Source organism: Pseudomonas sp. NPDC089569, assembly GCF_050280625.1.
Taxonomy (GTDB): Bacteria; Pseudomonadota; Gammaproteobacteria; order Pseudomonadales; family Pseudomonadaceae; genus Aquipseudomonas.
In genome coordinates, this window is sequence record NZ_JBNNVQ010000031.1 from 23,445 (window position 1) to 43,554 (window position 20,110).

Genomic DNA, 20,110 nt, shown 5'->3' on the forward strand with positions numbered 1-20,110 from the left:
GAATCAGGGGGTTTGTTGAGTGATCTGGTTGCCGCGAATGACTTCCACACCAGGCTTGCGCGACGCGGGTGCTTTACTGGTCACGACCGGTTTGGCAGGCGTGGTCATCGCCAGTTGACTGAACTGCAACAGTTCACGATTGGCGTTGGCCAGGCTGGCCGCAGAGTCGCTATCGCCGGCCCAGTAGCGCGACAGGCGCTGTTCATCGGCGCTGCGCACGGCCAGGCGCAGGACACCGCTCTGGGCGGCGAGCATGAGGCGACTCAGCAGTTGTTCGGGCACCGCGAGCAACACGCTGCGGGCGCTGGCGCGCATTTGCTCCTGGCGGATTTTTTCCTCGTTGCTGCGCGCGGGGCTGGCGGGTTGACCGTCGTTGGTCAGCCCCAGTTGCTCGCCCACCCCCAGGACGCGCAAGGCCGGAATCACCAGCTGCGCCGAGGATTCAAGGTTGTTGGTGTCCATGCGCAGAAACAGCAGGACATCGACATAGTCCCCGGGTGTGAGTTGCCCGCCGGCATTGATCACGTCGTCCACGGCGACCGCGAGGGCGCGTTCGTTGGGGCGGATCATGCGCGCCAGTTTGCTGCCCGCTTCAAAGCTTTCGTCATTGAGCCAGGTGCCGGCAGCGAGGGCGCGCCAGGGCGTACGCCCAATCGCCTGGTCCAGGCGCGTCAGACTGCCGGGCGGCGCGGTGCGCAGTTTTTCCAGGGTGACGTCGGCGGCGGTGATTTGCACGAAGGGGGCGATGTCGTTGACCAGCACGACCACTGGCTGGCGGGTGGTGTCTTCCTGCGGCACGGGTGCCTGGGCGACGGGAGCGGGGGGAGTCACGGCAGGGGCGGCAACGGCTTCGGCGACCGGCTGACGGCTCAGTGTCAGGCCCCAGTAACCGGCAATCAGAGCGCCGACCAGCAAGAGTCCGGCGAGACCCAGAGTGACACGACTGTTCATGACGGCTCTCCCTTTCCTGCTGCGATAATGTTCTCTTTTACAACGAGAATCTTTTGCAATCAGGCAGCTATGAACATGGAACTATTTCGCTATTTGACCCTAGCGCAGGTAGAGCAAAACGCCATTACCGAGCGGTAAAAATCCAGTGAAAGTAAATCTTTACGATGAAATGCAAGGTTTTTTGACGTCAACGAAGCGACTAATACTTTCGGATTAATGAATATTTACAGTTGTTGGGGGTGGGAATGCCGACAATGCTGGTGCTGGCATAGGGGAATCATGTTGCGCTCATGCAACACCCGGGTGCTCCAGGAGAGTCGACATGTCTTTTTCCAAGCTGGTGCAGAAGGTCAAATCGGAACTCGTTTTCTACAAGAAACTGGCCAGGGATACCGAGGGGGCTTCGGGTATCGAATACGCGATTATTGCTGCGATGGTCGCGGTGACTCTTGCCGGTTTCAGTACGGGTATTTCGAGTGCTATCACTGCCACCTTCAATACGATCAAGGCTGCGCTATGACAGGACGTTCGTTGTCTTGAAAATGCTTTGAAGGGAATCTAACGTCAGCGTTTAGTCCATTTCAGGTGGTGCCTATGATCGCTTCAGCATCCCAGCGTCAGAAGCTTCTTCTGGTCGATGATGAAGAGGACGCATTGTTTGAGTTGGCCGAATTGCTGGAAGGGGAAGGGTTCAACTGTTTCACGGCGACCTCGGTCAAGCTGGCGCTGCATCACCTGACCCGGCATCCGGATATGGCGTTGGTGATCACCGATTTGCGCATGCCGGAAGAGAGTGGGATGTCGTTGATCAAGCGACTGCGCGAGCACACCTCGCGTCAGCATTTGCCGGTGATCGTGATGTCCGGGCATGCGGATATGGACGATGTCAGCGACCTGTTGCGCTTGCAGGTGCTGGATCTGTTTCGCAAGCCGATTTATCACGTGCGGTTGTTGGAGACGCTCAATAATCTGTTTCCGCAGCCGCAGGTTTATTTGGTCAAGGGGTGAGGTCTTGGGGGCCTTTGGGTAGTCGTCTACAAAATTTTGGTATGTCGCGGATTTGTGGGAGCTGGCTTGCCAGCGAAGGCGGCCTGGCGTCATGTGGCGTTTTTGAAAACGCCTTTGCCTTGTAGGAGCGAGGCTTGCCCGCGAAGGCGGTCTTGAGCCATGCGGCGTCATTGAAAATGCCTTCGCCGGCAAGCCTGGCTCCTACAGGTCTGTAGTCGTCCACAAAATTCTGGTGTGTCGCGGATTTGTGGGAGCTGGCTTGCCAGCGAAGGCGGCCTGACGTCGTGTGGCGCTTTTGAAAACGCATTCGCCGGCAAGCCTGGCTCCTACAACAGCCGCGATGGCGGTCTCTCTGCCAACGGGTGAGTCAATGGGATCACGTCACAGGCCGCCACTGGCCGATCATGTGCTCCAGCTCTGCGCCCCCAATCAATTTCAGTTCGCCACTCGAGCCCGCCGCGCTGGCCAGCAGCGTCACTTCGCCGGGCAGGCGCACGGGTTTGTGGAATTGCACGGCGATTTCGATGTTGGCTGTCGGTAGATGGTCGGCCAGCGCGGCCAGTGCGCGCGCCTTGTTCCATAAACCGTGGGCGATGGCCGAGGGAAAGCCGAACAGCCTGGCGCTGACCGCACTCAGGTGAATCGGGTTGTAGTCGCCGGACACCCTGGCGTACTGCCGGCCGATGTCGGCGGGCGCTTTCCATTGGGCGACCTGAGTCAGTGGCAGTGTCGAGGTCATCAGGTCTTCGCGGGGTTCGCCGTCCAGTTTGAGCTTGCGACAGAGCATCCGGCTCTGTGCTTCCCATAGCGTGCCCAGTTGATCGTCCAGCGTGGTCAGCAGATCGAACGTCGCACCCTTGGCATGGGGTTGCAGGTTTTGCACCCGCACGCCCACCCGTACTCGATTCACACCGCCCATGGGGCGCAGCACGCGGATGCGATTGCCCAGGTGAATCAGCCCCAGCAGTGGAAACGGAAATTCGTCGGCGGTGAGCAACTGCATCTGCAAGGCAAAGGCGAGGATGTGTGGATAAGTCGGTGGCAGCAGGCTGTTGTCGGCGAAACCACAGACGTTGCGATAGGCCGCCAGGCGTTTGGAGTCGACATCCAGCCAGCAGCGCAACCCCGAATCGGGCAGGGAGCTGCCGGTGATTTTCCGTCGGGTCGCCGCTCGAAAATACAGTCCCGGCAAGTTGGGTTCACGGTTGAGGGTGTGCCAGTCGGTGCTCATCGCTAGGCCCCCAGAACGCTTTGGCCGCACACGCGCAAGGCTTGCCCGGTGAATGCGCCGCTGCCCGGCTGTGCCAGCCAGGCCACCGCTTCGGCGACGTCTTGCGGCAGCCCACCCTGACCCAGCGAGCTCATGCGGCGCCCGGCCTCGCGCAGGCCGAACGGAATGTGCGCGGTCATTTGGGTTTCGATAAATCCGGGCGCCACGGCGTTGATGCTGATGCCCCGCTTCTGCAACGAAGGCGCCCAGGCTTGCGCCAGGCCGATCAGCCCGGCCTTGCTGGCCGCGTAGTTGGTTTGCCCGCGATTGCCGGCGATGCCGCTGATCGAAGCCAGCAGAATCACCCGGCCGTTGTCACGCAGCGTGCCGCTGTCGAGCAGGGCCCGGGTCAGCACTTGTGGGGCATTGAGGTTGACGGCGAGTACGGCGTCCCAGAAGTCCGGCGTCATGTTGGCCAGGGTTTTGTCGCGGGTGATGCCGGCGTTGTGCACCACGATATCGACGCCGTCGGGCAGCGCGTCGACCAATTGCGTGGCGGCGTCCTCGGCGCAAATGTCGAGGGTGATGCTGCGTCCACCCAGACGCGCGGCGAGCGCTTCAAGATCGTTTCTGGCCGGTGGTACGTCGAGCAAAATAACGTCGGCGCCGTCGCGGGCCAGGGTTTCGGCGATGGCTGCACCGATGCCGCGCGCCGCGCCGGTGACCAGCGCCTTGCGCCCGGCCAGCGGACGCGTCCAGTCCGCGACCTGGGTGCTGCAGGCATCAAGGCCGATCACTTGCCCGGACACGAACGCGCTTTTGGGCGAGAGGAAAAACCGCAGAGGACCTTCCAGTTGATCCTCGGCCCCTTCGCCGACATGGATCAGTTGCAGGGTGCCGCCACTGCGCAGCTCCTTGGCCAGCGAGCGGCTGAAGCCTTCCAGGGCGCGTTGGGCGCTGGCGGCGAACGGGTCGCTCATGGTGTGGGGATCGCGCCCGAGAATCACCAGGTGTGCACAGTGAGCGAGGTTTTTCATCAAGGGCTGAAAGAACTCGCGCAGCTGCTTGAGCTGATCGGTTTGCACCAGGTGACTGGCATCGAACACCACGGCCTTGAGTTTCGGGCCGTGCCCGGGAATCCATGCCGCCGCTATCGAAGGATCGCTGCCATAGCTGTAGATCGCATCGGTCAGGCGGTTGGCGAATGCGCCGACCTTCTCCGCCAGCGGCCCGCCACCGATCAACAATGCACCTTCGACCGGGCGCAGCCGTCCTGCTTGCCAGCGTTCCAAACGGACCGGCGAAGGCAGGCCCAGGGCCCCGACCAGACGATGGCCGATGGACGAGTTGGCGAAGTCGATATAGCGGTCAGACATGGAACATGCTCCAGAAACCGGGGTTCAAAGTGTGGACCATCGATGGCAATCAGTCGTTCGATCCGCGAGATAAGGCCTACGCTTGATCATTGGTCCATATGGCAATGCAAAAACTGTAGGAGCCAGGCTTGCCGGCGAAGGTGTGTCAGTTGAGATGAATGTAGCTGACACACCTTCGCGGGCAAGCCTCGCTCCTACGGAGATTGGTGTTGAGATCAGGTATTTCATCAGGAGTTTTCCATGACCCAACTGCGCCGCGTCGCGATCATCGGCGGTAACCGGATTCCCTTCGCCCGTTCCAACGGCGCGTACGCCACCGCCAGTAACCAGCTCATGCTGACCGCCGCGCTGGAGGGGCTGATCGAACGCTATAACCTGCATGGCCTGCGGATGGGCGAGGTGGTCGCGGGGGCTGTCCTGAAGCTGTCACGGGACATGAACCTGACCCGCGAATGCGTGCTCGGCTCAAGGCTTTCACCCACGACTCCCGCCTATGACATCCAGCAGGCCTGCGGCACCGGGCTTGAGGCGGCGTTGCTGGTGGCCAATAAAATTGCCTTGGGGCAGATCGAGTGCGGCATTGCCGGGGGTGTCGATACCACATCGGACGCGCCGATCGGTGTCAGCGAAGGCCTGCGCAAGATTCTGCTGCAAGCCAACCGCGCCAGAAGCACCGGCGAAAAACTGAAAACCTTCCTGCAATTGCGCCCACGGCACCTGATCCCGGAGTTCCCGCGCAATGGCGAACCGCGTACCGGGTTGTCCATGGGGCAGCATTGCGAGCTGATGGCGCAGACCTGGGGCATTTCCCGTGAAGCACAGGATGAGCTGGCGCTGGACAGTCATCGCAAAATGGCCGCTGCCTATGCCGAAGGCTGGCACAACGATTTGATGACGCCGTGGCTCGGGCTTACCCGCGACAACAATTTGCGCCCCAACCTGACCCTGGAAAAACTCGCGTCCCTGAAAACGGCGTTCGAAAAAAGCGCCAGGGGCACCCTGACTGCCGGCAACTCCACGCCGCTGACTGACGGTGCGTCGCTGGTGCTGTTGGGCAGTGAAGAGTGGGCGAAGGCGCGCGGCTTGCCGATACTCGCCTACCTGCGCGACGGCGAGGCGGCAGCGGTGGATTTCGTCAACGGCGCCGAAGGTTTGTTGATGGCGCCGGTGTATGCCGTGCCTCGATTGCTGGCGCGAAATGGCCTGAGTTTGCAGGACTTCGACTACTACGAAATCCATGAAGCGTTCGCCGCCCAAGTGCTGTGCACCTTGAAGGCCTGGGAAGACTCCGAATACTGCAAGACCCGCCTGGGCCTCGACATGCCGTTGGGCTCGATCGATCGCAACCGGCTCAATGTCAAAGGCAGCTCGCTGGCGGCGGGGCATCCTTTCGCGGCGACCGGCGGGCGTATCGTCGCCAACCTGGCGAAGCTGCTGGATGTCGCGGGGAAGGGGCGTGGGTTGATTTCGATCTGTGCGGCGGGCGGGCAGGGGGTTACCGCCATCGTCGAGCGTTGAAAGTTGTAATTGATGAAACCGGATACCTGTGGGAGCGGGCTTGCCCGCGATGACGTCGGCACATCCAACATCAATGTGTCAGACAAATCGCCATCGCTGGCAAGCCAGCTCCCACAGGGGCTAGGGGTGTTGAATAGATTTGTGACATGACCTAACGTCGCCTCCATCAGCTGCTCTGCGACATAAGGCCAGTCAATGCCGACCAACGGACAAGTCTCCCTCGAACGAAGCATCCCGCCGCTCACTGCCTTGCCGCGTCCTTTGTACGCGCGGGTAGAAAGCCTCAACGCGGGCTCCTGGACGCCGTCCCATCGCCACGACTGGGTGCAGTTTTCCTACGCCATTAGCGGCGTCTTGGGTGTGCACACCGCCGAAGGCAGTTTTTTCGCGCCGCCGCAGTGGGGCATCTGGATTCCGGCGGATCTGGAACACCAGGTCGTGACCTCCATGCGCGCCGAGATGCGCAGCCTCTACGTGCGTCGCGAGGATTGCCAATGGGCGGACGGGCGTTGTCGGGTGCTGGAGGTGACGCCCCTGGCGCGGGAATTGATCAAGAGTTTCTGTTTGCTGCCGGTGGAATATCCACAGGGCGACAGCCCGCAGGCGCGGCTGGTGAGCGTGTTGCTGGATCAGTTGGCGACGTTGCCGGAAGTCGGCTTCTCCTTGCCGTTGCCCCGGCATGAGCGATTGTTGGGGCTGTGTAACGAACTGATCGAAAACCCCGAGCACACGGTGACCTTGCAGGCGTGGGCGCAGCGTCTGGGCACGTCCGAGAAAACCCTGATGCGCCTGTTTCAGCGCGAAACCGGGTTGAGTTTTCGGGGTTGGCGCCAGCGCATGCGACTGCTGTCGTCGCTGAGTTTGCTGGAGGATGGCGACAGCGTGACCAATGCGGCGCTGTCTTGCGGGTATGACTCGACGTCGGCGTTCATTGCGGCGTTCAAGGGGTTGTTCGGGTTTACGCCGGGGGAGTTGTTTCGGCAGGGATGACGCCTTCGCGGGCAAGCCTCGCTCCTACAGACGATGAGATCTCGTAGGAGCGAGGCTTGCCCGCGAACCGTTTCAATCAGGTCCTGAAGCGGCGCACCAGGCCATCCAGTTCATTGGACAAACCGGCCAGGCTCTGGGAGTCCATGCGCGCCGAGTTCGCCAGTTCCGCCACCAGTTGTGCATCGCCGTGGATCTGGCTGATGTGGCGGTTGATGTCTTCGGCCACTTGATGCTGTTGCTCTGCGGCCGTGGCGATCTGGGTGTTCATGTCGCGGATCACGTCCACCGATTCGCGAATCTGCCCGAAGCTGCTGCGCGCCTCGCCGATACGGGTCACCGATTGCTGCGACACTTCGAGGCTGGCGTGCATCTGTTGCGTCACCTGGCTGGTGCGTTTGGCCAGGTTGCCCAGCAGCCCGTCGATTTCCGCCGTGGAGTCGGCCGTACGCTTGGCCAGCGCACGGACTTCGTCCGCCACCACCGCAAAGCCGCGACCCTGCTCACCGGCCCGTGCCGCTTCAATGGCGGCGTTCAGTGCCAGCAGGTTGGTCTGTTCGGCAATCGAGCGAATGGTGCCCAGAATCGACTGAATGTCGTTGCTGTCACGTTCCAGTTGTTGCATCGACTGGGCTGACTGTTCGATTTCCTGGCTCAGGCGATCCACGCTGTTAACGGCCGCATCGATCTGCTGCTGGCCTTCGCGGGCCTGGCGCTGACCGCTGTCGGCGGACTCGGCCGCCTGGCTGCAGGAGCGCGCCACTTCGTTGGCGGTAGCGACCATTTCGTGGAACGCCGTGGACACCATGTCCACCGCTTCACGCTGGCGCCCGGCGGCTTCGGCCATGTCGCTCGATACCTGGGTCGAACTCTTGGAGGTGGCCAGGATCTGGGTCGCGGCGCCGCCGATGTTCTGGATCAGGTTGCGAATCGCGGTCAGGAACTGGTTGAACCAGTTGGCCAGTTGCGCGGTTTCGTCGCTGCCACGGATTTGCAGGTTTTTGGTCAGGTCGCCTTCACCCTGGGCGATACCTTCCAGGCCGTCGGCCACGCTGCGGATCGGGCGCACGATGACGCTGGCGAAACTGGCACCGACCACGGCGAAGATCACTGCCAGGACAGCGGCGATGATGGCGATCAACCAGGTCAGTTGCGTCGCGGTGCTCATCACGTCGTTCTGTTTGATCAGGCCGATGAAAGTCCAGCCCAGTTGTTCCGACGGCCACACGTTGGCCATGTAGCGCTCGCCGTTGAGTTCGACTTCGACCATGCCTTTGCCGGCCTTGGCCAGTTGTGCATAGCCTTCGCCGAGGCTGCTCAGGGCCTTGAAGTTGTGTTCCGGTTGTTTCGGGTCGACCAGTACGGTGCCGGTGTTTTCCAGCAGCATCAGGTAGCCGGATTCGCCGAGCTTGATCTGTTTGACGATTTCAGTGAGCTGCTTGAGCGTCACGTCGATACTGACCACGCCGCCATTGGTGCCCAACTTGTTGTCGATGGTGCGCACGGTACTGACGTAGGTCGAATCGTCCTGCGCCCAGTAGTAAGCCTCGGTGCGGAACGGCTTGCCCGGTTTGGCCTGGGCCGCCTTGTACCACGGCCGCTGGCGCGGGTCGTAGTTGCTCAGCTTGGCATCGTCCGGCCACGACACGTAGCCACCGGCGGCGGTGCCGAGGATGGCATAGGCGTAGGACGGATGACTGTTGCCCAGGTCTTGCAGGAGGGCGAAGACCTTTTTGTCCATCTCGCCCTGGGGAACGCTCTCGGCGTTGGCGCTCATGTAGGTCTTGAGGCTGTCGTCGGAGTTCTTGATCAACGGTTGCTTGGCCAGGTACTCGACGTTTTGGCTGATGCCGTCGAAGAACAGCTGCATGGCATTGCTGACCTGACGGATTTCGCGACCGCTGCTGTCGACGAATTCGCTTCTGGCATCACTGCGCAGGTTCAGCACGACGAGGGTGGCGACCAGCACCACGGGCAAGCAGGCGATGATTGCAAACGCCCAGGTCAACTTCTGTTTGATGTTCATCCGCGCTCCAGATTTTCTTGTAGGCCCACGCAGTGCAGATGACTCGCGGTTTATTGGCAGCCGTAAACGTTTTCGAACACGTCGTTTCCCTGTGTGCGGCATCGTTTTTTTGATGGAACGATTGTCGGACAAATCAGTTTGTCACTCAGGGCTTCGGCTGCTGTCGGAGGAAATTGAGGGCTGATTTGAAAAATCCTGAAAACGGCAACGTGCCAGGTGCCGGTTTCCGGCGAAAGTGCGGTTTGCCCCCCGTGCAGCAGGGGTTTGGGGCTTGGCCATGATTCGGGGGCAGCCGTGAAAAATCACAGGAACAAGTGGCGAATCCGGCACATTGTGTGCTTCGTAAATGTTCATAGGTCGCCCCCCCCTCCCCCGAACGAGTGGATTGCCGTATAACGAATGACTTTCGCGTGTTTGGTAATAAAGGACCCAGAATAAAAGCTGATGAAGACTCCAAAACGCATTGAACCCCTGATCGAGGACGGTCTGGTCGACGAGGTGCTGCGCCCACTCATGAGTGGCAAAGAAGCAGCTGTTTATGTGGTGCGCTGCGGTAACCAGATACGTTGCGCGAAGGTTTACAAGGAGGCGAACAAGCGCAGTTTTCGCCAGGCGGCCGAGTATCAGGAAGGCCGCAAGGTACGTAACAGTCGTCAGGCCCGCGCCATGGCCAAGGGGTCGAAATTCGGCCGCAAGGAAGCCGAAGATGCCTGGCAGAATGCCGAAGTGGCGGCGTTGTTCCGCCTGGCCAATGCCGGTGTGCGTGTGCCCAAGCCGTATGACTTCCTCGAAGGCGTGCTGCTGATGGAGCTGGTGACCGACGAGGACGGTGACGCGGCGCCGCGTTTGAACGATGTGGTACTGGAGCCGGACCAGGCACGCGAATATCACGCGTACCTGATTTCGCAGATCGTGCTGATGCTGTGTACCGGCCTGGTGCACGGTGACTTGTCCGAGTTCAATGTCCTGCTGGGCCCGACCGGCCCGGTCATCATCGACTTGCCGCAAGCGGTGGACGCGGCGGGCAACAACCATGCGTTCAGCATGCTTGAGCGCGATGTGGGCAACATGGCGTCGTACTTCGGGCGTTTTGCACCGGAACTGAAAAAGACCCGCTACGCCAAGGAAATGTGGGCGTTGTACGAGGCCGGCCAACTGCACCCGGGCAGTGTCCTGACCGGCGAATTCGCCGATTCGGAAGTTTTGGCCGACGTGGGTGGCGTCATGCGCGAGATCGAGGCCGCGCGCCGGGACGAAGAGCGCAAGCAAGCCGCCCGTGCCGCTGACGATGCACCACCGGGTAAAAGCGAAGAACCGCCGCCACCGTGGATGCAGTGATCGATTGACGAAAAACCCGGCCTTGGCCGGGTTTTTCGTGAGTGCAGATTCAATGTGGTTGACCCAATCCCTGTGGGAGCGAGCCTGCTCGCGATGGCGATTTCATATTCAACATTGTTGTCGACTGTCAGCTTGCTTTCGCGAGCAGGCTCGCTCCCACAGGGATCAGGCTTGAGTCGAGGCGGTGCAACACCCCGACTCCAGACTCTTGAGAATCGGGCAGTCAGGCCGGTGATCGCCCTGGCAGTGTTCGACCAGATCCTGCAACGTGTCGCGCAACTGCCCCAGCTCGCGGATTTTCCGCTCCAGCTCTTCTATATGCTGGCGGGCCAATGCCTTTACATCGGCACTGGCGCGCTGGCGATCCTGCCAAAGCGTCAGCAGTTTGCCGACTTCTTCCAGGGAAAACCCCAGGTCGCGCGAGCGCTTGATGAATGCCAGGGTGTGCAGATCATCGTCACCGTAAACCCGGTAACCACTGTCGGTGCGATGAGCGGTCTTGAGCAGGCCGATGGATTCGTAATAACGGATCATCTTCGCGCTCAGGCCGCTGTGGCGGGCCGCTTGGCCGATGTTCATCGGTTGTCCTCCAGATCCTCGGGTTTCCAGGTTTTCAACAGTAGCGCATTGCTCACCACACTGACGCTCGACAACGCCATGGCCGCGCCGGCCAGCACCGGATTGAGCAGGCCGAAGGCCGCCAGTGGAATGCCGATCAGGTTATAGACGAAGGCCCAGAACAGGTTTTGCCGGATCTTGGCGTAGGTCTTGCGGCTGATATCCAGCGCTGCCGGTACTCGTCGCGGATCGCCGTGCATCAGTGTGATGCCGGCGGCGTGCATGGCGACGTCGGTGCCGCCGCCCATGGCGATGCCAATGTCGGCCGCCGCCAGTGCCGGCGCATCGTTGATGCCGTCACCGACCATGGCCACCACGCCGGTTTTTTTCAGGGCGGCGACCGTGGCGGCTTTGTCCGCGGGCAGCACTTCGGCGTGTACGTCGCTGATGCCCAATGCATCGGCAACCACCTTGGCACTGCCACGGTTGTCGCCGGTGAGCAGGTGGCTGCTGATGCCTCGCTCGCTCAGTTGCTGCACCGCTTGCAGAGCGTCGGGCTTGAGCGTGTCACCGAAGGCGAACAGGCCCCATACCTTTGGCTGCGGACCTGGTTCGATCAGCCAGGACAGGGTCCGGCCTTCGGTTTCCCAGGTGATGGCCGCGTCGGCCAAGGGCCCGGCATTCAATCCGTGTTCTTCCAGCAGGCGACGATTGCCCAGGGCCAGGCGCCGGCCATCCAGTGTCCCGGCAATACCGCGTCCGGTGAGGGACTGGCTGTCGCTCACGTCGGCCACGGTCAAACCGCGCTCATTGCAGGCATCCAGCACGGCCTTGGCCAGTGGATGTTCGCTGCCGCGCTGCAGGGCGCCGGCCCATTGCAGCAGGGGGGCTTCGTCGCCGTCGATGGCGCGCAAGTGAGCGATTCGCGGGGTGCCCGAGGTCAGGGTTCCGGTCTTGTCGAACACCACCGAGTTGACTTCATGGGCGCGTTCGAGTGCTTCGGCGTCCTTGATCAGAATCCCGTAGCGTGCGGCCACGCCAGTGCCGGCCATGATCGCTGTCGGCGTGGCCAGGCCCAGTGCGCAAGGACATGCGATCACCAGCACCGCCACGGCATTGATCAGCGCCGTTTCCAGCGGCGCCCCGTACAACCACCAGCCTGCCAGGGTCGCCAATGCCAGCAGCAGCACGACCGGGACGAATACCTGGCTGACCTTGTCCACCAGTTTCTGAATCGGCGCTTTCGCGGCCTGTGCGTCCTCCACCAGGCGGATGATGCGCGCCAGCACGGTTTCCGCACCGAGGGCTTGCGTACGTACCAGCAGTCGACCTTCACCATTGATGGCGCCGCCGGTGACCTTGTCGCCGGCCTGTTTGGGCACCGGCAGGCTTTCACCGCTGATCAGCGCCTCGTCGGCATGGCTCTGGCCTTCGACCACTTCGCCGTCCACCGGGAAGCGCTCACCGGGTTTGACCAGCACCAGATCGTCCAGGCGCAGGGCACTGATGGCGACGTCCTGTTCCTGGCCATCAATCACCTTGACCGCCCGCTCGGGGCGCAACGCTTCAAGGGCGCGAATGGCGCTGGCAGTCTGGCGCTTGGCGCGGCTTTCCAGGTATTTGCCCAGTAGCACCAGGGCGATCACCACCGCCGAGGCTTCAAAGTACAAGTGCGGCATGCGCCCGGCCGCGGTGACCCATTCGTAGACACTCAAGCCATAGCCGGCACTGGTCCCCAGGGCGACCAGCAAATCCATGTTGCCGGCACCGGCCCGCACGGCTTTCCACGCGGCGATGTAAAACCGCGCACCGAAGATGAATTGCACCGGTGTGGCCAGGGCGAATTGCCCCCAGGCGGGCAGCATCCAGTGCACGCCGAACGGTTGCAGCACCATGGGCAATACCAGCGGCAAGGCAAGGGCAATGGCCGCCAACAAGAACCAGCGCTCACGGTGCAGGCGGGGCTGTTGGGTGTCGGTTGGCGGGTGGTCCGCTTCGTGGAGGCTGGCGCTGTAACCGGCCTTGTTGACGGCGGCGATCAGGGTTTGCGTGTCGACCTGCCCGAGCAGTTCCAGATGTGCCCGTTCGCTCGCCAGATTGACGCTGACGCTGTTGACACCTGGCACCTTGTTCAATGCCCGCTCGACACGACCCACGCAGGAGGCACACGTCATGCCATCGATGCTCAGCTCCAGGCTGTGCTGCGGCACGCTATAACCGGCCTTTTCGACAGCCTCCATCAAGGCTGGCAGGCTACCCGTGGGCGCCTGGACCCGCGCCTGTTCCGTGGCGAGGTTCACGCTGACGGCACTGGCACCGGTGACTTTGCTCAAGGCGCGCTCAACGCGCCCGGCGCAACTGGCACAGGTCATGCCGGCAATCGGCAGGTCGAAAGTGATGGATTCGGACATGGGGCACGCTCCCTGTAGAAGATGTCTACAGGATCAACCTTGCCATGCTGGCAAGGTCAAGCACCAATCTGCTCTTCATCTGTAGGAGCGAGCACGCTCGCGATGGAAGACCAGGCACCGCGGGGTGTCAGGATGCCAACGTTTTTGTTGGCGACCATCGCGAGCGTGCTCGCTCCTACAGGTCGGTGCTGATCAGTAGCCCAGGCCTGCGCGTTTCAGGTACATCCCTTGTTGCGTCATTGCGATCCGGTACTTCTGCACATCCCCGGCCCTGAGCGTAATGTCCTGCGAACCGGGGGCCAGCATGCCCGGGTTGCAGCCCGGTGCCTGACCCGGCAGCAGTTTGAGGCGCAGGGAAAAAGTGCCCGGCGGCAGGTTGAAGGAGGTGCTTTGCTCCTGGAACAGCCGTGCGGCCAATTGATCCTGAATGTACACGCCGATTTCGCAGCTTGTCGCAACTTCCAAGCGCTCGCGGGAAATGATCAGCACGCCATAATCCTGACCAGCGGCTTGGGCCGGGGGCATGGCAGTGAATAGGCTGAGGAAGCCAAACAGGCTGAAAATTGACCAGCGCATGGCTGAATCTCCTGGAATCGAGTCATTGATGGACGCAGCTTGGCCGAGCGCGGCGTTGATTGCCAGCCCGGCAGATCATTCCAGAACTTGACCTTGCCATGGTGGCAAGCTCGAAACTGGCCGCAAGCTCACTCAAGAGCCTCATCAAAGGAGTCGTCTCATGCAAGTGTTCAATGTTGAAGGCATGTCCTGTGGTCACTGTGTCAAGGCCATCACGGCCGCTGTACAGGCCGGGGACCCGGCGGCCAGCGTGCGCGTCGATCTGGCGGCAAAAGAGGTGGGCGTCGAATCTTCACTGACGGCCGATCAGGTGATCGCGCTGATCCGTGACGAGGGCTACAGCGTGAAGCTGGCCTGATCTTTTTAATAGTTAGCGAGCTAACTTAATGTTCAAGGCGTCCATGCGCGGCTAGACTGTCGGGCTGCCGACCCTGTCCCCTGGATGCCTGATGAATATCCGCACAATCCTGATTCTTGGTGCCTTGAGCGCCTTCGGTCCGCTGGCGATCGATTTTTACCTGCCGGCATTCCCGGCGATGGCGCTTGCTTTCGGTACGGACGAAAAACACGTTCAACTGACCCTGGCGGCTTATTTTCTTGGCCTGTCCATTGGCCAACTGGCCTATGGGCCAGTCGCGGATCGTTTCGGTCGGCGCATTCCGCTGTTGAGCGGGGTCGGGCTGTTCACCGTCGCATCGCTGGCCTGCGCCTATGCGCCGAGTCTGGAGTGGTTGATCGCTGCGCGATTTGTCCAGGCGCTGGGCGGCTGTGCGGGGATGGTGATTTCCCGCGCAGTGGTCAGTGACAAATGCGATGCAGTGGGGTCGGCCAAAGTCTTTTCGCAATTGATGCTGGTCATGGGGCTGGCGCCCATTCTGGCGCCGATGCTGGGTGGATTGCTGGTCAATACAACCGGTTGGCAGTCGATCTTTCTGGCGCTGACCGGATTCAGCGCATTGGCAGGATTGGCCGTCGCCTTTGGCTTGCCGGAGAGCCTGCCGGCCCATGTGCCACGTCAACCGTTGTCCGGCGCATTGCGTCAGTACGGTCGGCTGTTGGCTGATCCGGTGTATCTCGGCCATGCGCTGACCGGTGGTATCGCCATCGCCGGGATGTTTGCCTACATCGCCGGATCACCCTTCGTCTTCATCAAACTCTATGGTGTCCCGGCCGAGCACTTCGGCTGGCTGTTCGGCACCAACGCGGCCGGCTTTATCCTGGTGGCCCAGGTCAATGCCCGGCTGTTGGCCAAGCGTGGGCCGGCGTTTCTTCTGGCACGCGCCGTGTGGGTTTACGTGGGCGCCGGGCTGACCTTGCTGGCCGTCAGCGCATTGCATACCGAGCACTTGTGGCCTTTGCTGATTCCGCTATTCGTCTGCATCGCCAGCCTGGGTTGCATCATTCCCAACGCGTCTGCCTGTGCAATGAACGGTCAGGGCGCCCGGGCCGGCAGTGCGTCGGCGATGCTCGGGTGCCTGCAATTCAGCGTTGCCGCCGGCGCCGCCGCGTTGGTGGGCGTTTTGCACGACGGCAGCGCCATGCCCATGGCCATGGTGATCAGCCTGTGCGGGATTCTGGTGGTGAGCATGGCGATGTTCACCCGACGCTTGCAAAATGCCCGGGCGCTGGCGCGCGCGGTATGAGGTCGGGTCAGCCCGCCGCGCGATGCTGCTGGAGGGGGGGAATCTGGTGGGGGGCCTGAAGTCGCGCTTCAAGGGTACGGGTGAAGGCGCGGGCTTCGGCTTCGCTGCGGAAGTTGACGGCGTGCTGGTCCAGGCTTACCTGCCACTGGGATTTTGCCAATTCTTTTATCAGGATCTTCATTACTGACCTCCTCGGGTAAAAGATTGTCTCGCAGAGGTTTCGAGTGTAGTCCCGAAAATCATCGCAATTATGACCGAGATCAACCTTCAGACTGACGGTGTCGCCCATCGTCGGGCGACACCGTTCTCATCTGCCTAGAAGCCTTCCAGCACAATCTTGCCCCTGGATTTTCCGCTTTCCAGCAGGGCGTGGGCACGACGCAGATTGGCCGCGTTAATGGTGCCGAAGTGCTCACCGAGCGTGGTTTTCAGCGTTCCGGCATCGATCAGTTGCGCCACGCGATTGAGCAGGTGGTGCTGTTCGATCATGTCCGCGGTTTCGAACAGCGACCGGGTGTACATGAACTCCCAGTGCAGTGACAGGCTCTTGCGTTTGAGCTTGGTCACGTCCAAGGTTTTCGGGTCGTCGATCAAGGCGAGTTTGCCCTGTGGTGCCAGTGACTCGACCAATTGGTCCAGGTGCTGATCGGTCTGGGTCAGGCTGGCGACATGGGTCACTTGGCCGATGCCTGCGCGCTTGAGTTCTTCGCTCAACGGTTGGCTGTGATCGATCACGAGGTGCGCGCCCAGTTCTTTCACCCAGTTCTGGGTGTGCGGGCGCGAAGCCGTACCGATGACGTTCAGCCCCGTGAGTTGTCTGGCCAATTGCGTAAGGATCGAACCGACACCGCCGGCCGCGCCGACGATCAGCAGGCTCTGGCTTTCGTCGGTCTTGCCTTCGCGCACCTGCAAGCGTTCGAACAGCAATTCCCACGCCGTGATTGCCGTCAGCGGCAGGGCGGCGGCTTCGGCGAAGCCGAGGGTTTTTGGCATATGGCCGACGATCCGCTCATCCACCACATGCAGTTCACTGTTGCCGCCAGCGCGGGCGATGGAGCCGGCGTAGTACACCTTGTCGCCCGCCTTGAACAGGGTCACTTCACTGCCGACGGCCTTGACGATGCCGGCCACATCCCAGCCCAGCACTTTCGCGGCGCCGTTCTCGGGCTGTACGTTCTGGCGGACCTTGGTGTCCACGGGATTGACCGAAATGGCCTTGACCTCCACCAGCAGGTCTCGTGGCCCGGCGACCGGCTCCGGCAGTTCGATGTCTTGCAGGGACTGTTCGTCGCTGATCGGCAGAGACGCGTAATAGGCAATGGCTTTCATCAATGGCTCCGTAAACGGCTGGATTTCGATGGGCAGATGATTGGTTATTTCTACTGAAGATAAAACCCGCTAAAAGAGCAGTCTCTTTCAATGTTTTTTTGATAATCAGGGCTTCAGATGTTGCGTTTCGATGACTTGCAATTGTTCGTCAGGGCGGCGGACCTGGGCAGCCTGTCGGCGGCTGCGCGTGGCATGGACATGTCGGCAGCGGTGGCCAGTGCCTCGCTCAAACGCATCGAGCAGCAGTTGGGGGCGCGCCTGCTCGCCCGCTCGACCCGCAGCCTGCGCCTGACCGCCGAAGGCGAAGGTTTTCTTGAGTATGCCCGGGCCGCCCTGAGTCATCTCGATGAGGGGCGGCGTTTGCTGGCCAGCGGTCAGGATCAGGTGAGCGGGGTGTTGCAGTTGTCGGCGCCGTCGGACTTCGGCCGCAACCTGCTGCTGCCCTGGCTGGACGAATTTCAACGCGAACACCCCAAGCTCACGGTGCGTTTGTTGCTCGGCGATCGTATCGCCGATCTGTTTCGCCAACCGGTGGACATCGCCCTGCGTTATGGCGAGCCGGAAGACTCCAGCCTGGTGGCGCTGCCCATCGCCCCGCAGAACCGGCGTGTACTGTGCGCGGCGCCGAGTTACCTGGCCCGGCATGGTGAGCCGCGGCAACTGGAACAATTGGCTCAGCACAATTGCCTGTTGTACATGCTCGGCAGCCGGGTTCACGATCACTGGAGTTTTCACGACGGCAAGCGCGAGGTCGGCCTGACCGTCAGTGGCGACCGCTTCAGCGACGATGCCGATGTCGTACGGCTGTGGGCCGTGGCGGGCGCAGGGATCGCCTACAAATCCTGGCTGGATGTGGCCGCCGATGTGCTTGCCGGTCGCTTGAAAGTGCTGATGCCTGAACTGCTTTGCGAGCGCGCACCGCTGAATCTGTTGTGCGCTCATCGCGCACAGTTGAGTAAGCCGGTGAACCTGTTGCGGGAAATGCTTGCCAGCCAATGCGCCCGCTTGAGCAGCCATTTTCCGGGGATCTCGGATATCGATCATTAGTCGCAGGAAAAAAGCGAAATTTCCCTCAGGAACTATCACCACCTGCTGTTTGCGAACGGCGGGAACCGGTGATCAACCCGCCTATACTGGCGCTCGCCTCACGCACGCAACGTCAATCGCAATAATGACGCCATGCCGGTTCAGACCCTGTCCCGCACATCTTCGCCAGCCCTCGGCACCCATTGTCCGGTGAAGATCTGTGTGGGCGATGGTTTTGCGTGACGTGCGGCGCAGGCAGCGTCTTGGCCGACTGCACATTACTGGTCAAGATGACTTCGAGCAGTAGACGAAACGATTCAACAGGGAGTGAATTCATGGAACATGCACCTTGCATCAGCCAGATAGCCACCTTGCTGGCTGACCCAAAGCGCAGCGCAATGATGTGGGCCTTGATGGACGGCTCGGCGCGCCAAACCGAAGATCTGGCCCTGTTGGCCGGCCTTTCATCGTCTTCGGCCAGTGCCCACCTGGCGCGTTTGTCCACCGGTGGTCTGTTGAAAACCGAAACCCGCGGGCGCAAGCGTTTCTTTCGTCTGGCCGCCCCGGAAATCGGGGCCGCGATCGAAGCGCTGGCCAGTGCTTCGCTGGCCAGCGCGCCGCAGCCGGTTGCTTCTATTTTCAAGCACACCACGCCGCTGGCCAAACCACGGCCCCTGCACTCGTCGCTGCTGCGAGCGCGACTTTGCGATGATCATCTGGGAGGTACCCTGGCTGCCGATTTGTATCAGCGTCTGCTGGAGGCGGGCTGGATCGAACAGTTCGATCAGCGGGTCAGCATCACCCTCAAGGGCGCCAACGAGCTGGCGTTACGCGGCGTGTTCATCCAGGCACTCGCCCAACGCACTGGCAAGCCGGCGTGCGCCTGTCCTGACTGGAGCGAAAGGCGCCCGCACATGGGCGGGGCATTGGGAGCGGCATTGTTGCAGTTGTTCATGCAGTCGGGGTGGTTAAGCCAGGCCAACGATTCGCGGGCCTTGCAGGTCACCGTCGCCGGGCAACGTGAAATCCACGGTTTTGCCAGGCCAGCCGAGCTGGAAATGGCACTGTAGGAGCGAGCATGCTCGCGATGGTGGACGGAGCACCGCGGGGCGCCAGGCTGCCAGCGTTATCGTTGACGACCATCGCGAGCATGCTCGCTCCTACAGGGGACAGGGATACCCTTTACGGTTTGACCAAGCGTGCATCCAGGCTGTTTTGCGCCAGGCGCCGGGCCTGATCCTGGGTCATGCCCAGATGCGTATGCAGTGCATGGAAGTTCTCGGTGACGTAACCGCCGAAGTAGGCCGGGTCGTCCGAGTTCACGGTTACTTTCACCCCGCGTTCGAGCATGTCGAGAATGTTGTGCTGCGACATGTGATCGAATACGCAGAGCTTGGTGTTGGACAGCGGGCAAACGGTCAGCGGGATCTGCTCGTCGATGATGCGCTGCATCAGGCGCTCGTCCTCGATGGCGCGCACGCCATGATCGATACGCTGGATTTTCAGCAGGTCGAGGGCTTCCCAGATGTATTCGGGCGGACCTTCTTCACCGGCATGGGCGACCGTCAGGAAGCCTTCGCCACGGGCGCGGTCGAACACGCGCTGGAATTTGCTGGGCGGGTGGCCCAATTCCGAACTGTCCAGGCCCACGGCGACAAACGCATCGCGAAATGGCAGTGCCTGGTCGAGGGTTTTCTGGGCCTGCTCTTCGCTCAAGTGGCGCAGGAAGCTCAGGATTAGTCCGCTGGTGATACCCAGTTGCTGTTCACCGTCCTTGAGGGCCGCCGCGATGCCGTTGAGCACCACTTCGAATGGCACGCCACGGTCGGTATGAGTCTGCGGGTCGAAGAACGGTTCGGTGTGGATAACGTTCTGTTCCTTGCAGCGCAGCAGGTAAGCCCAGGTCAGGTCGTAGAAATCCTGGGAAGTGCGCAGTACGTCGGCGCCCTGGTAATACAGGTCGAGGAACTCTTGCAGGTTATTGAAGGCGTAAGCCTTGCGCAGGGTGTCGACATCGCTCCACGGCAGGGCGATCTTGTTGCGTTCGGCCAGGGTGAACAGCAGTTCGGGTTCCAGCGAACCTTCCAGGTGCAAATGCAATTCTGCCTTGGGCAGGGCGTTCAGCCAGTCGTACATGTTCTTTTCTCATCAGG

The 20,110-nt window shown here is 61.4% G+C and carries 19 protein-coding genes and 1 pseudogene; 9 read left to right on the forward strand and 11 right to left on the reverse strand.

The features are described from left to right. Positions 1-3 precede the first annotated feature (3 nt). Positions 4-951, reverse strand: a complete 948-nt coding sequence (cpaB, locus tag ACQKP2_RS14805; RefSeq protein WP_427577420.1) for a Flp pilus assembly protein CpaB — start codon at positions 949-951, stop codon at positions 4-6. Positions 952-1,273: 322 nt separating this feature from the next. On the opposite strand from cpaB, the gene ACQKP2_RS14810 reads away from it, so the two are divergent. Beyond that, the gene (locus ACQKP2_RS14810) at positions 1,274-1,471 is read left to right on the forward strand and encodes a Flp family type IVb pilin (RefSeq protein ID WP_427577421.1); all 198 of its coding nucleotides are present in this window, start codon (positions 1,274-1,276) and stop codon (positions 1,469-1,471) included. A 74-nt stretch (positions 1,472-1,545) separates the two neighbouring features. Then, on the forward strand, positions 1,546-1,959 hold the full coding sequence (locus tag ACQKP2_RS14815; RefSeq protein ID WP_427577422.1) for a response regulator: 414 nt from the start codon (positions 1,546-1,548) through the stop codon (positions 1,957-1,959). A 376-nt stretch (positions 1,960-2,335) separates the two neighbouring features. Here the strand turns inward: ACQKP2_RS14815 and ACQKP2_RS14820 are convergent, their stop codons facing one another. Both ACQKP2_RS14820 and ACQKP2_RS14825 read right to left on the reverse strand, forming a co-directional pair. Then, positions 2,336-3,190, reverse strand: a complete 855-nt coding sequence (locus tag ACQKP2_RS14820; RefSeq protein ID WP_427577423.1) for a MaoC family dehydratase — start codon at positions 3,188-3,190, stop codon at positions 2,336-2,338. A gap of 2 nt (positions 3,191-3,192) precedes the next feature. Further along, entirely contained in the window at positions 3,193-4,545 is a 1,353-nt protein-coding gene (locus ACQKP2_RS14825) for a 3-oxoacyl-ACP reductase (protein WP_427577424.1), read from the reverse strand. A gap of 240 nt (positions 4,546-4,785) precedes the next feature. Between ACQKP2_RS14825 and ACQKP2_RS14830 the strand changes: the two genes are divergently transcribed. Together ACQKP2_RS14830 and ACQKP2_RS14835 are read left to right on the forward strand one after the other, a co-directional pair. Continuing rightward, entirely contained in the window at positions 4,786-6,063 is a 1,278-nt protein-coding gene (locus tag ACQKP2_RS14830) for an acetyl-CoA C-acetyltransferase (protein ID WP_427577426.1), read from the forward strand. A 195-nt stretch (positions 6,064-6,258) separates the two neighbouring features. Continuing rightward, the gene (locus tag ACQKP2_RS14835; protein WP_427577428.1) at positions 6,259-7,053 is read left to right on the forward strand and encodes an AraC family transcriptional regulator; all 795 of its coding nucleotides are present in this window, start codon (positions 6,259-6,261) and stop codon (positions 7,051-7,053) included. Positions 7,054-7,129: 76 nt separating this feature from the next. Here ACQKP2_RS14835 and ACQKP2_RS14840 read toward each other — a convergent pair whose 3' ends face one another. Next, a complete protein-coding gene (locus ACQKP2_RS14840) occupies positions 7,130-7,897 on the reverse strand; it encodes a methyl-accepting chemotaxis protein (protein ID WP_427577464.1) in 768 nt (255 codons plus the stop codon). Between the two features lie 90 nt (positions 7,898-7,987). Further along, a pseudogene (locus ACQKP2_RS14845) lies at positions 7,988-9,178 on the reverse strand (cache domain-containing protein); the annotation flags it as partial. Between the two features lie 342 nt (positions 9,179-9,520). Here ACQKP2_RS14845 and ACQKP2_RS14850 point away from each other — a divergent pair. After that, on the forward strand, positions 9,521-10,414 hold the full coding sequence (locus tag ACQKP2_RS14850) for a PA4780 family RIO1-like protein kinase (protein WP_427577429.1): 894 nt from the start codon (positions 9,521-9,523) through the stop codon (positions 10,412-10,414). 165 nt (positions 10,415-10,579) lie between these two features. Here ACQKP2_RS14850 and cueR read toward each other — a convergent pair whose 3' ends face one another. From cueR to ACQKP2_RS14865, 3 genes are all read right to left on the reverse strand, one after another. Beyond that, positions 10,580-10,993 (reverse strand): Cu(I)-responsive transcriptional regulator, encoded by a 414-nt coding sequence (gene cueR, locus ACQKP2_RS14855; RefSeq protein WP_427577431.1) that lies wholly within the window; start codon positions 10,991-10,993, stop codon positions 10,580-10,582. Further along, on the reverse strand, positions 10,990-13,383 hold the full coding sequence (locus ACQKP2_RS14860) for a heavy metal translocating P-type ATPase (RefSeq protein WP_427577432.1): 2,394 nt from the start codon (positions 13,381-13,383) through the stop codon (positions 10,990-10,992). Before ACQKP2_RS14860 ends, cueR begins: the two co-directional genes overlap by 4 nt. A gap of 192 nt (positions 13,384-13,575) precedes the next feature. After that, positions 13,576-13,959 carry a hypothetical protein gene (locus ACQKP2_RS14865; RefSeq protein WP_427577433.1) on the reverse strand — a complete coding sequence of 128 codons (384 nt, stop codon included), beginning with the start codon at positions 13,957-13,959 and terminating at the stop codon, positions 13,576-13,578. A 160-nt stretch (positions 13,960-14,119) separates the two neighbouring features. Between ACQKP2_RS14865 and ACQKP2_RS14870 the strand changes: the two genes are divergently transcribed. Next, a complete protein-coding gene (locus ACQKP2_RS14870) occupies positions 14,120-14,317 on the forward strand; it encodes a heavy-metal-associated domain-containing protein (RefSeq protein WP_427577435.1) in 198 nt (65 codons plus the stop codon). Positions 14,318-14,408: 91 nt separating this feature from the next. Further along, a complete protein-coding gene (locus ACQKP2_RS14875; RefSeq protein ID WP_427577437.1) occupies positions 14,409-15,602 on the forward strand; it encodes a multidrug effflux MFS transporter in 1,194 nt (397 codons plus the stop codon). Positions 15,603-15,609: 7 nt separating this feature from the next. Here ACQKP2_RS14875 and ACQKP2_RS14880 read toward each other — a convergent pair whose 3' ends face one another. Continuing rightward, complete coding sequence (locus tag ACQKP2_RS14880; RefSeq protein WP_427577438.1) at positions 15,610-15,783, reverse strand: hypothetical protein; 174 nt, start codon at positions 15,781-15,783, stop codon at positions 15,610-15,612. Positions 15,784-15,917: 134 nt separating this feature from the next. After that, complete coding sequence (locus ACQKP2_RS14885) at positions 15,918-16,931, reverse strand: zinc-binding alcohol dehydrogenase family protein (RefSeq protein ID WP_427577439.1); 1,014 nt, start codon at positions 16,929-16,931, stop codon at positions 15,918-15,920. 117 nt (positions 16,932-17,048) lie between these two features. On the opposite strand from ACQKP2_RS14885, the gene ACQKP2_RS14890 reads away from it, so the two are divergent. After that, a complete protein-coding gene (locus ACQKP2_RS14890; RefSeq protein WP_427577440.1) occupies positions 17,049-17,978 on the forward strand; it encodes a LysR family transcriptional regulator in 930 nt (309 codons plus the stop codon). A 314-nt stretch (positions 17,979-18,292) separates the two neighbouring features. Further along, positions 18,293-19,027: a transcriptional regulator gene (locus ACQKP2_RS14895; protein WP_427577441.1), complete on the forward strand. Its 735-nt coding sequence runs from the start codon at positions 18,293-18,295 to the stop codon at positions 19,025-19,027. Between the two features lie 112 nt (positions 19,028-19,139). Here ACQKP2_RS14895 and ACQKP2_RS14900 read toward each other — a convergent pair whose 3' ends face one another. Further along, the gene (locus ACQKP2_RS14900) at positions 19,140-20,093 is read right to left on the reverse strand and encodes an adenosine deaminase (protein WP_427577443.1); all 954 of its coding nucleotides are present in this window, start codon (positions 20,091-20,093) and stop codon (positions 19,140-19,142) included. Between the last annotated feature and the right edge of the window lie 17 nt (positions 20,094-20,110).

Coding starts and splice junctions, on each gene's coding strand:
- ACQKP2_RS14875 (WP_427577437.1), top strand. CDS start 14,409: ATGAATATCCGCACAATCCTGATTCTTGGTGCCTTGAGCGCCTTCGGT.
- cueR (WP_427577431.1), bottom strand. CDS start 10,993: ATGAACATCGGCCAAGCGGCCCGCCACAGCGGCCTGAGCGCGAAGATG.
- ACQKP2_RS14890 (WP_427577440.1), top strand. CDS start 17,049: ATGTTGCGTTTCGATGACTTGCAATTGTTCGTCAGGGCGGCGGACCTG.
- ACQKP2_RS14860 (WP_427577432.1), bottom strand. CDS start 13,383: ATGTCCGAATCCATCACTTTCGACCTGCCGATTGCCGGCATGACCTGT.
- ACQKP2_RS14835 (WP_427577428.1), top strand. CDS start 6,259: ATGCCGACCAACGGACAAGTCTCCCTCGAACGAAGCATCCCGCCGCTC.
- ACQKP2_RS14825 (WP_427577424.1), bottom strand. CDS start 4,545: ATGTCTGACCGCTATATCGACTTCGCCAACTCGTCCATCGGCCATCGT.
- ACQKP2_RS14820 (WP_427577423.1), bottom strand. CDS start 3,190: ATGAGCACCGACTGGCACACCCTCAACCGTGAACCCAACTTGCCGGGA.
- cpaB (WP_427577420.1), bottom strand. CDS start 951: ATGAACAGTCGTGTCACTCTGGGTCTCGCCGGACTCTTGCTGGTCGGC.
- ACQKP2_RS14830 (WP_427577426.1), top strand. CDS start 4,786: ATGACCCAACTGCGCCGCGTCGCGATCATCGGCGGTAACCGGATTCCC.
- ACQKP2_RS14810 (WP_427577421.1), top strand. CDS start 1,274: ATGTCTTTTTCCAAGCTGGTGCAGAAGGTCAAATCGGAACTCGTTTTC.
- ACQKP2_RS14880 (WP_427577438.1), bottom strand. CDS start 15,783: ATGAAGATCCTGATAAAAGAATTGGCAAAATCCCAGTGGCAGGTAAGC.
- ACQKP2_RS14840 (WP_427577464.1), bottom strand. CDS start 7,897: ATGGCCGAAGCCGCCGGGCGCCAGCGTGAAGCGGTGGACATGGTGTCC.
- ACQKP2_RS14815 (WP_427577422.1), top strand. CDS start 1,546: ATGATCGCTTCAGCATCCCAGCGTCAGAAGCTTCTTCTGGTCGATGAT.
- ACQKP2_RS14885 (WP_427577439.1), bottom strand. CDS start 16,931: ATGAAAGCCATTGCCTATTACGCGTCTCTGCCGATCAGCGACGAACAG.
- ACQKP2_RS14895 (WP_427577441.1), top strand. CDS start 18,293: ATGGAACATGCACCTTGCATCAGCCAGATAGCCACCTTGCTGGCTGAC.
- ACQKP2_RS14865 (WP_427577433.1), bottom strand. CDS start 13,959: ATGCGCTGGTCAATTTTCAGCCTGTTTGGCTTCCTCAGCCTATTCACT.
- ACQKP2_RS14850 (WP_427577429.1), top strand. CDS start 9,521: ATGAAGACTCCAAAACGCATTGAACCCCTGATCGAGGACGGTCTGGTC.
- ACQKP2_RS14870 (WP_427577435.1), top strand. CDS start 14,120: ATGCAAGTGTTCAATGTTGAAGGCATGTCCTGTGGTCACTGTGTCAAG.
- ACQKP2_RS14900 (WP_427577443.1), bottom strand. CDS start 20,093: ATGTACGACTGGCTGAACGCCCTGCCCAAGGCAGAATTGCATTTGCAC.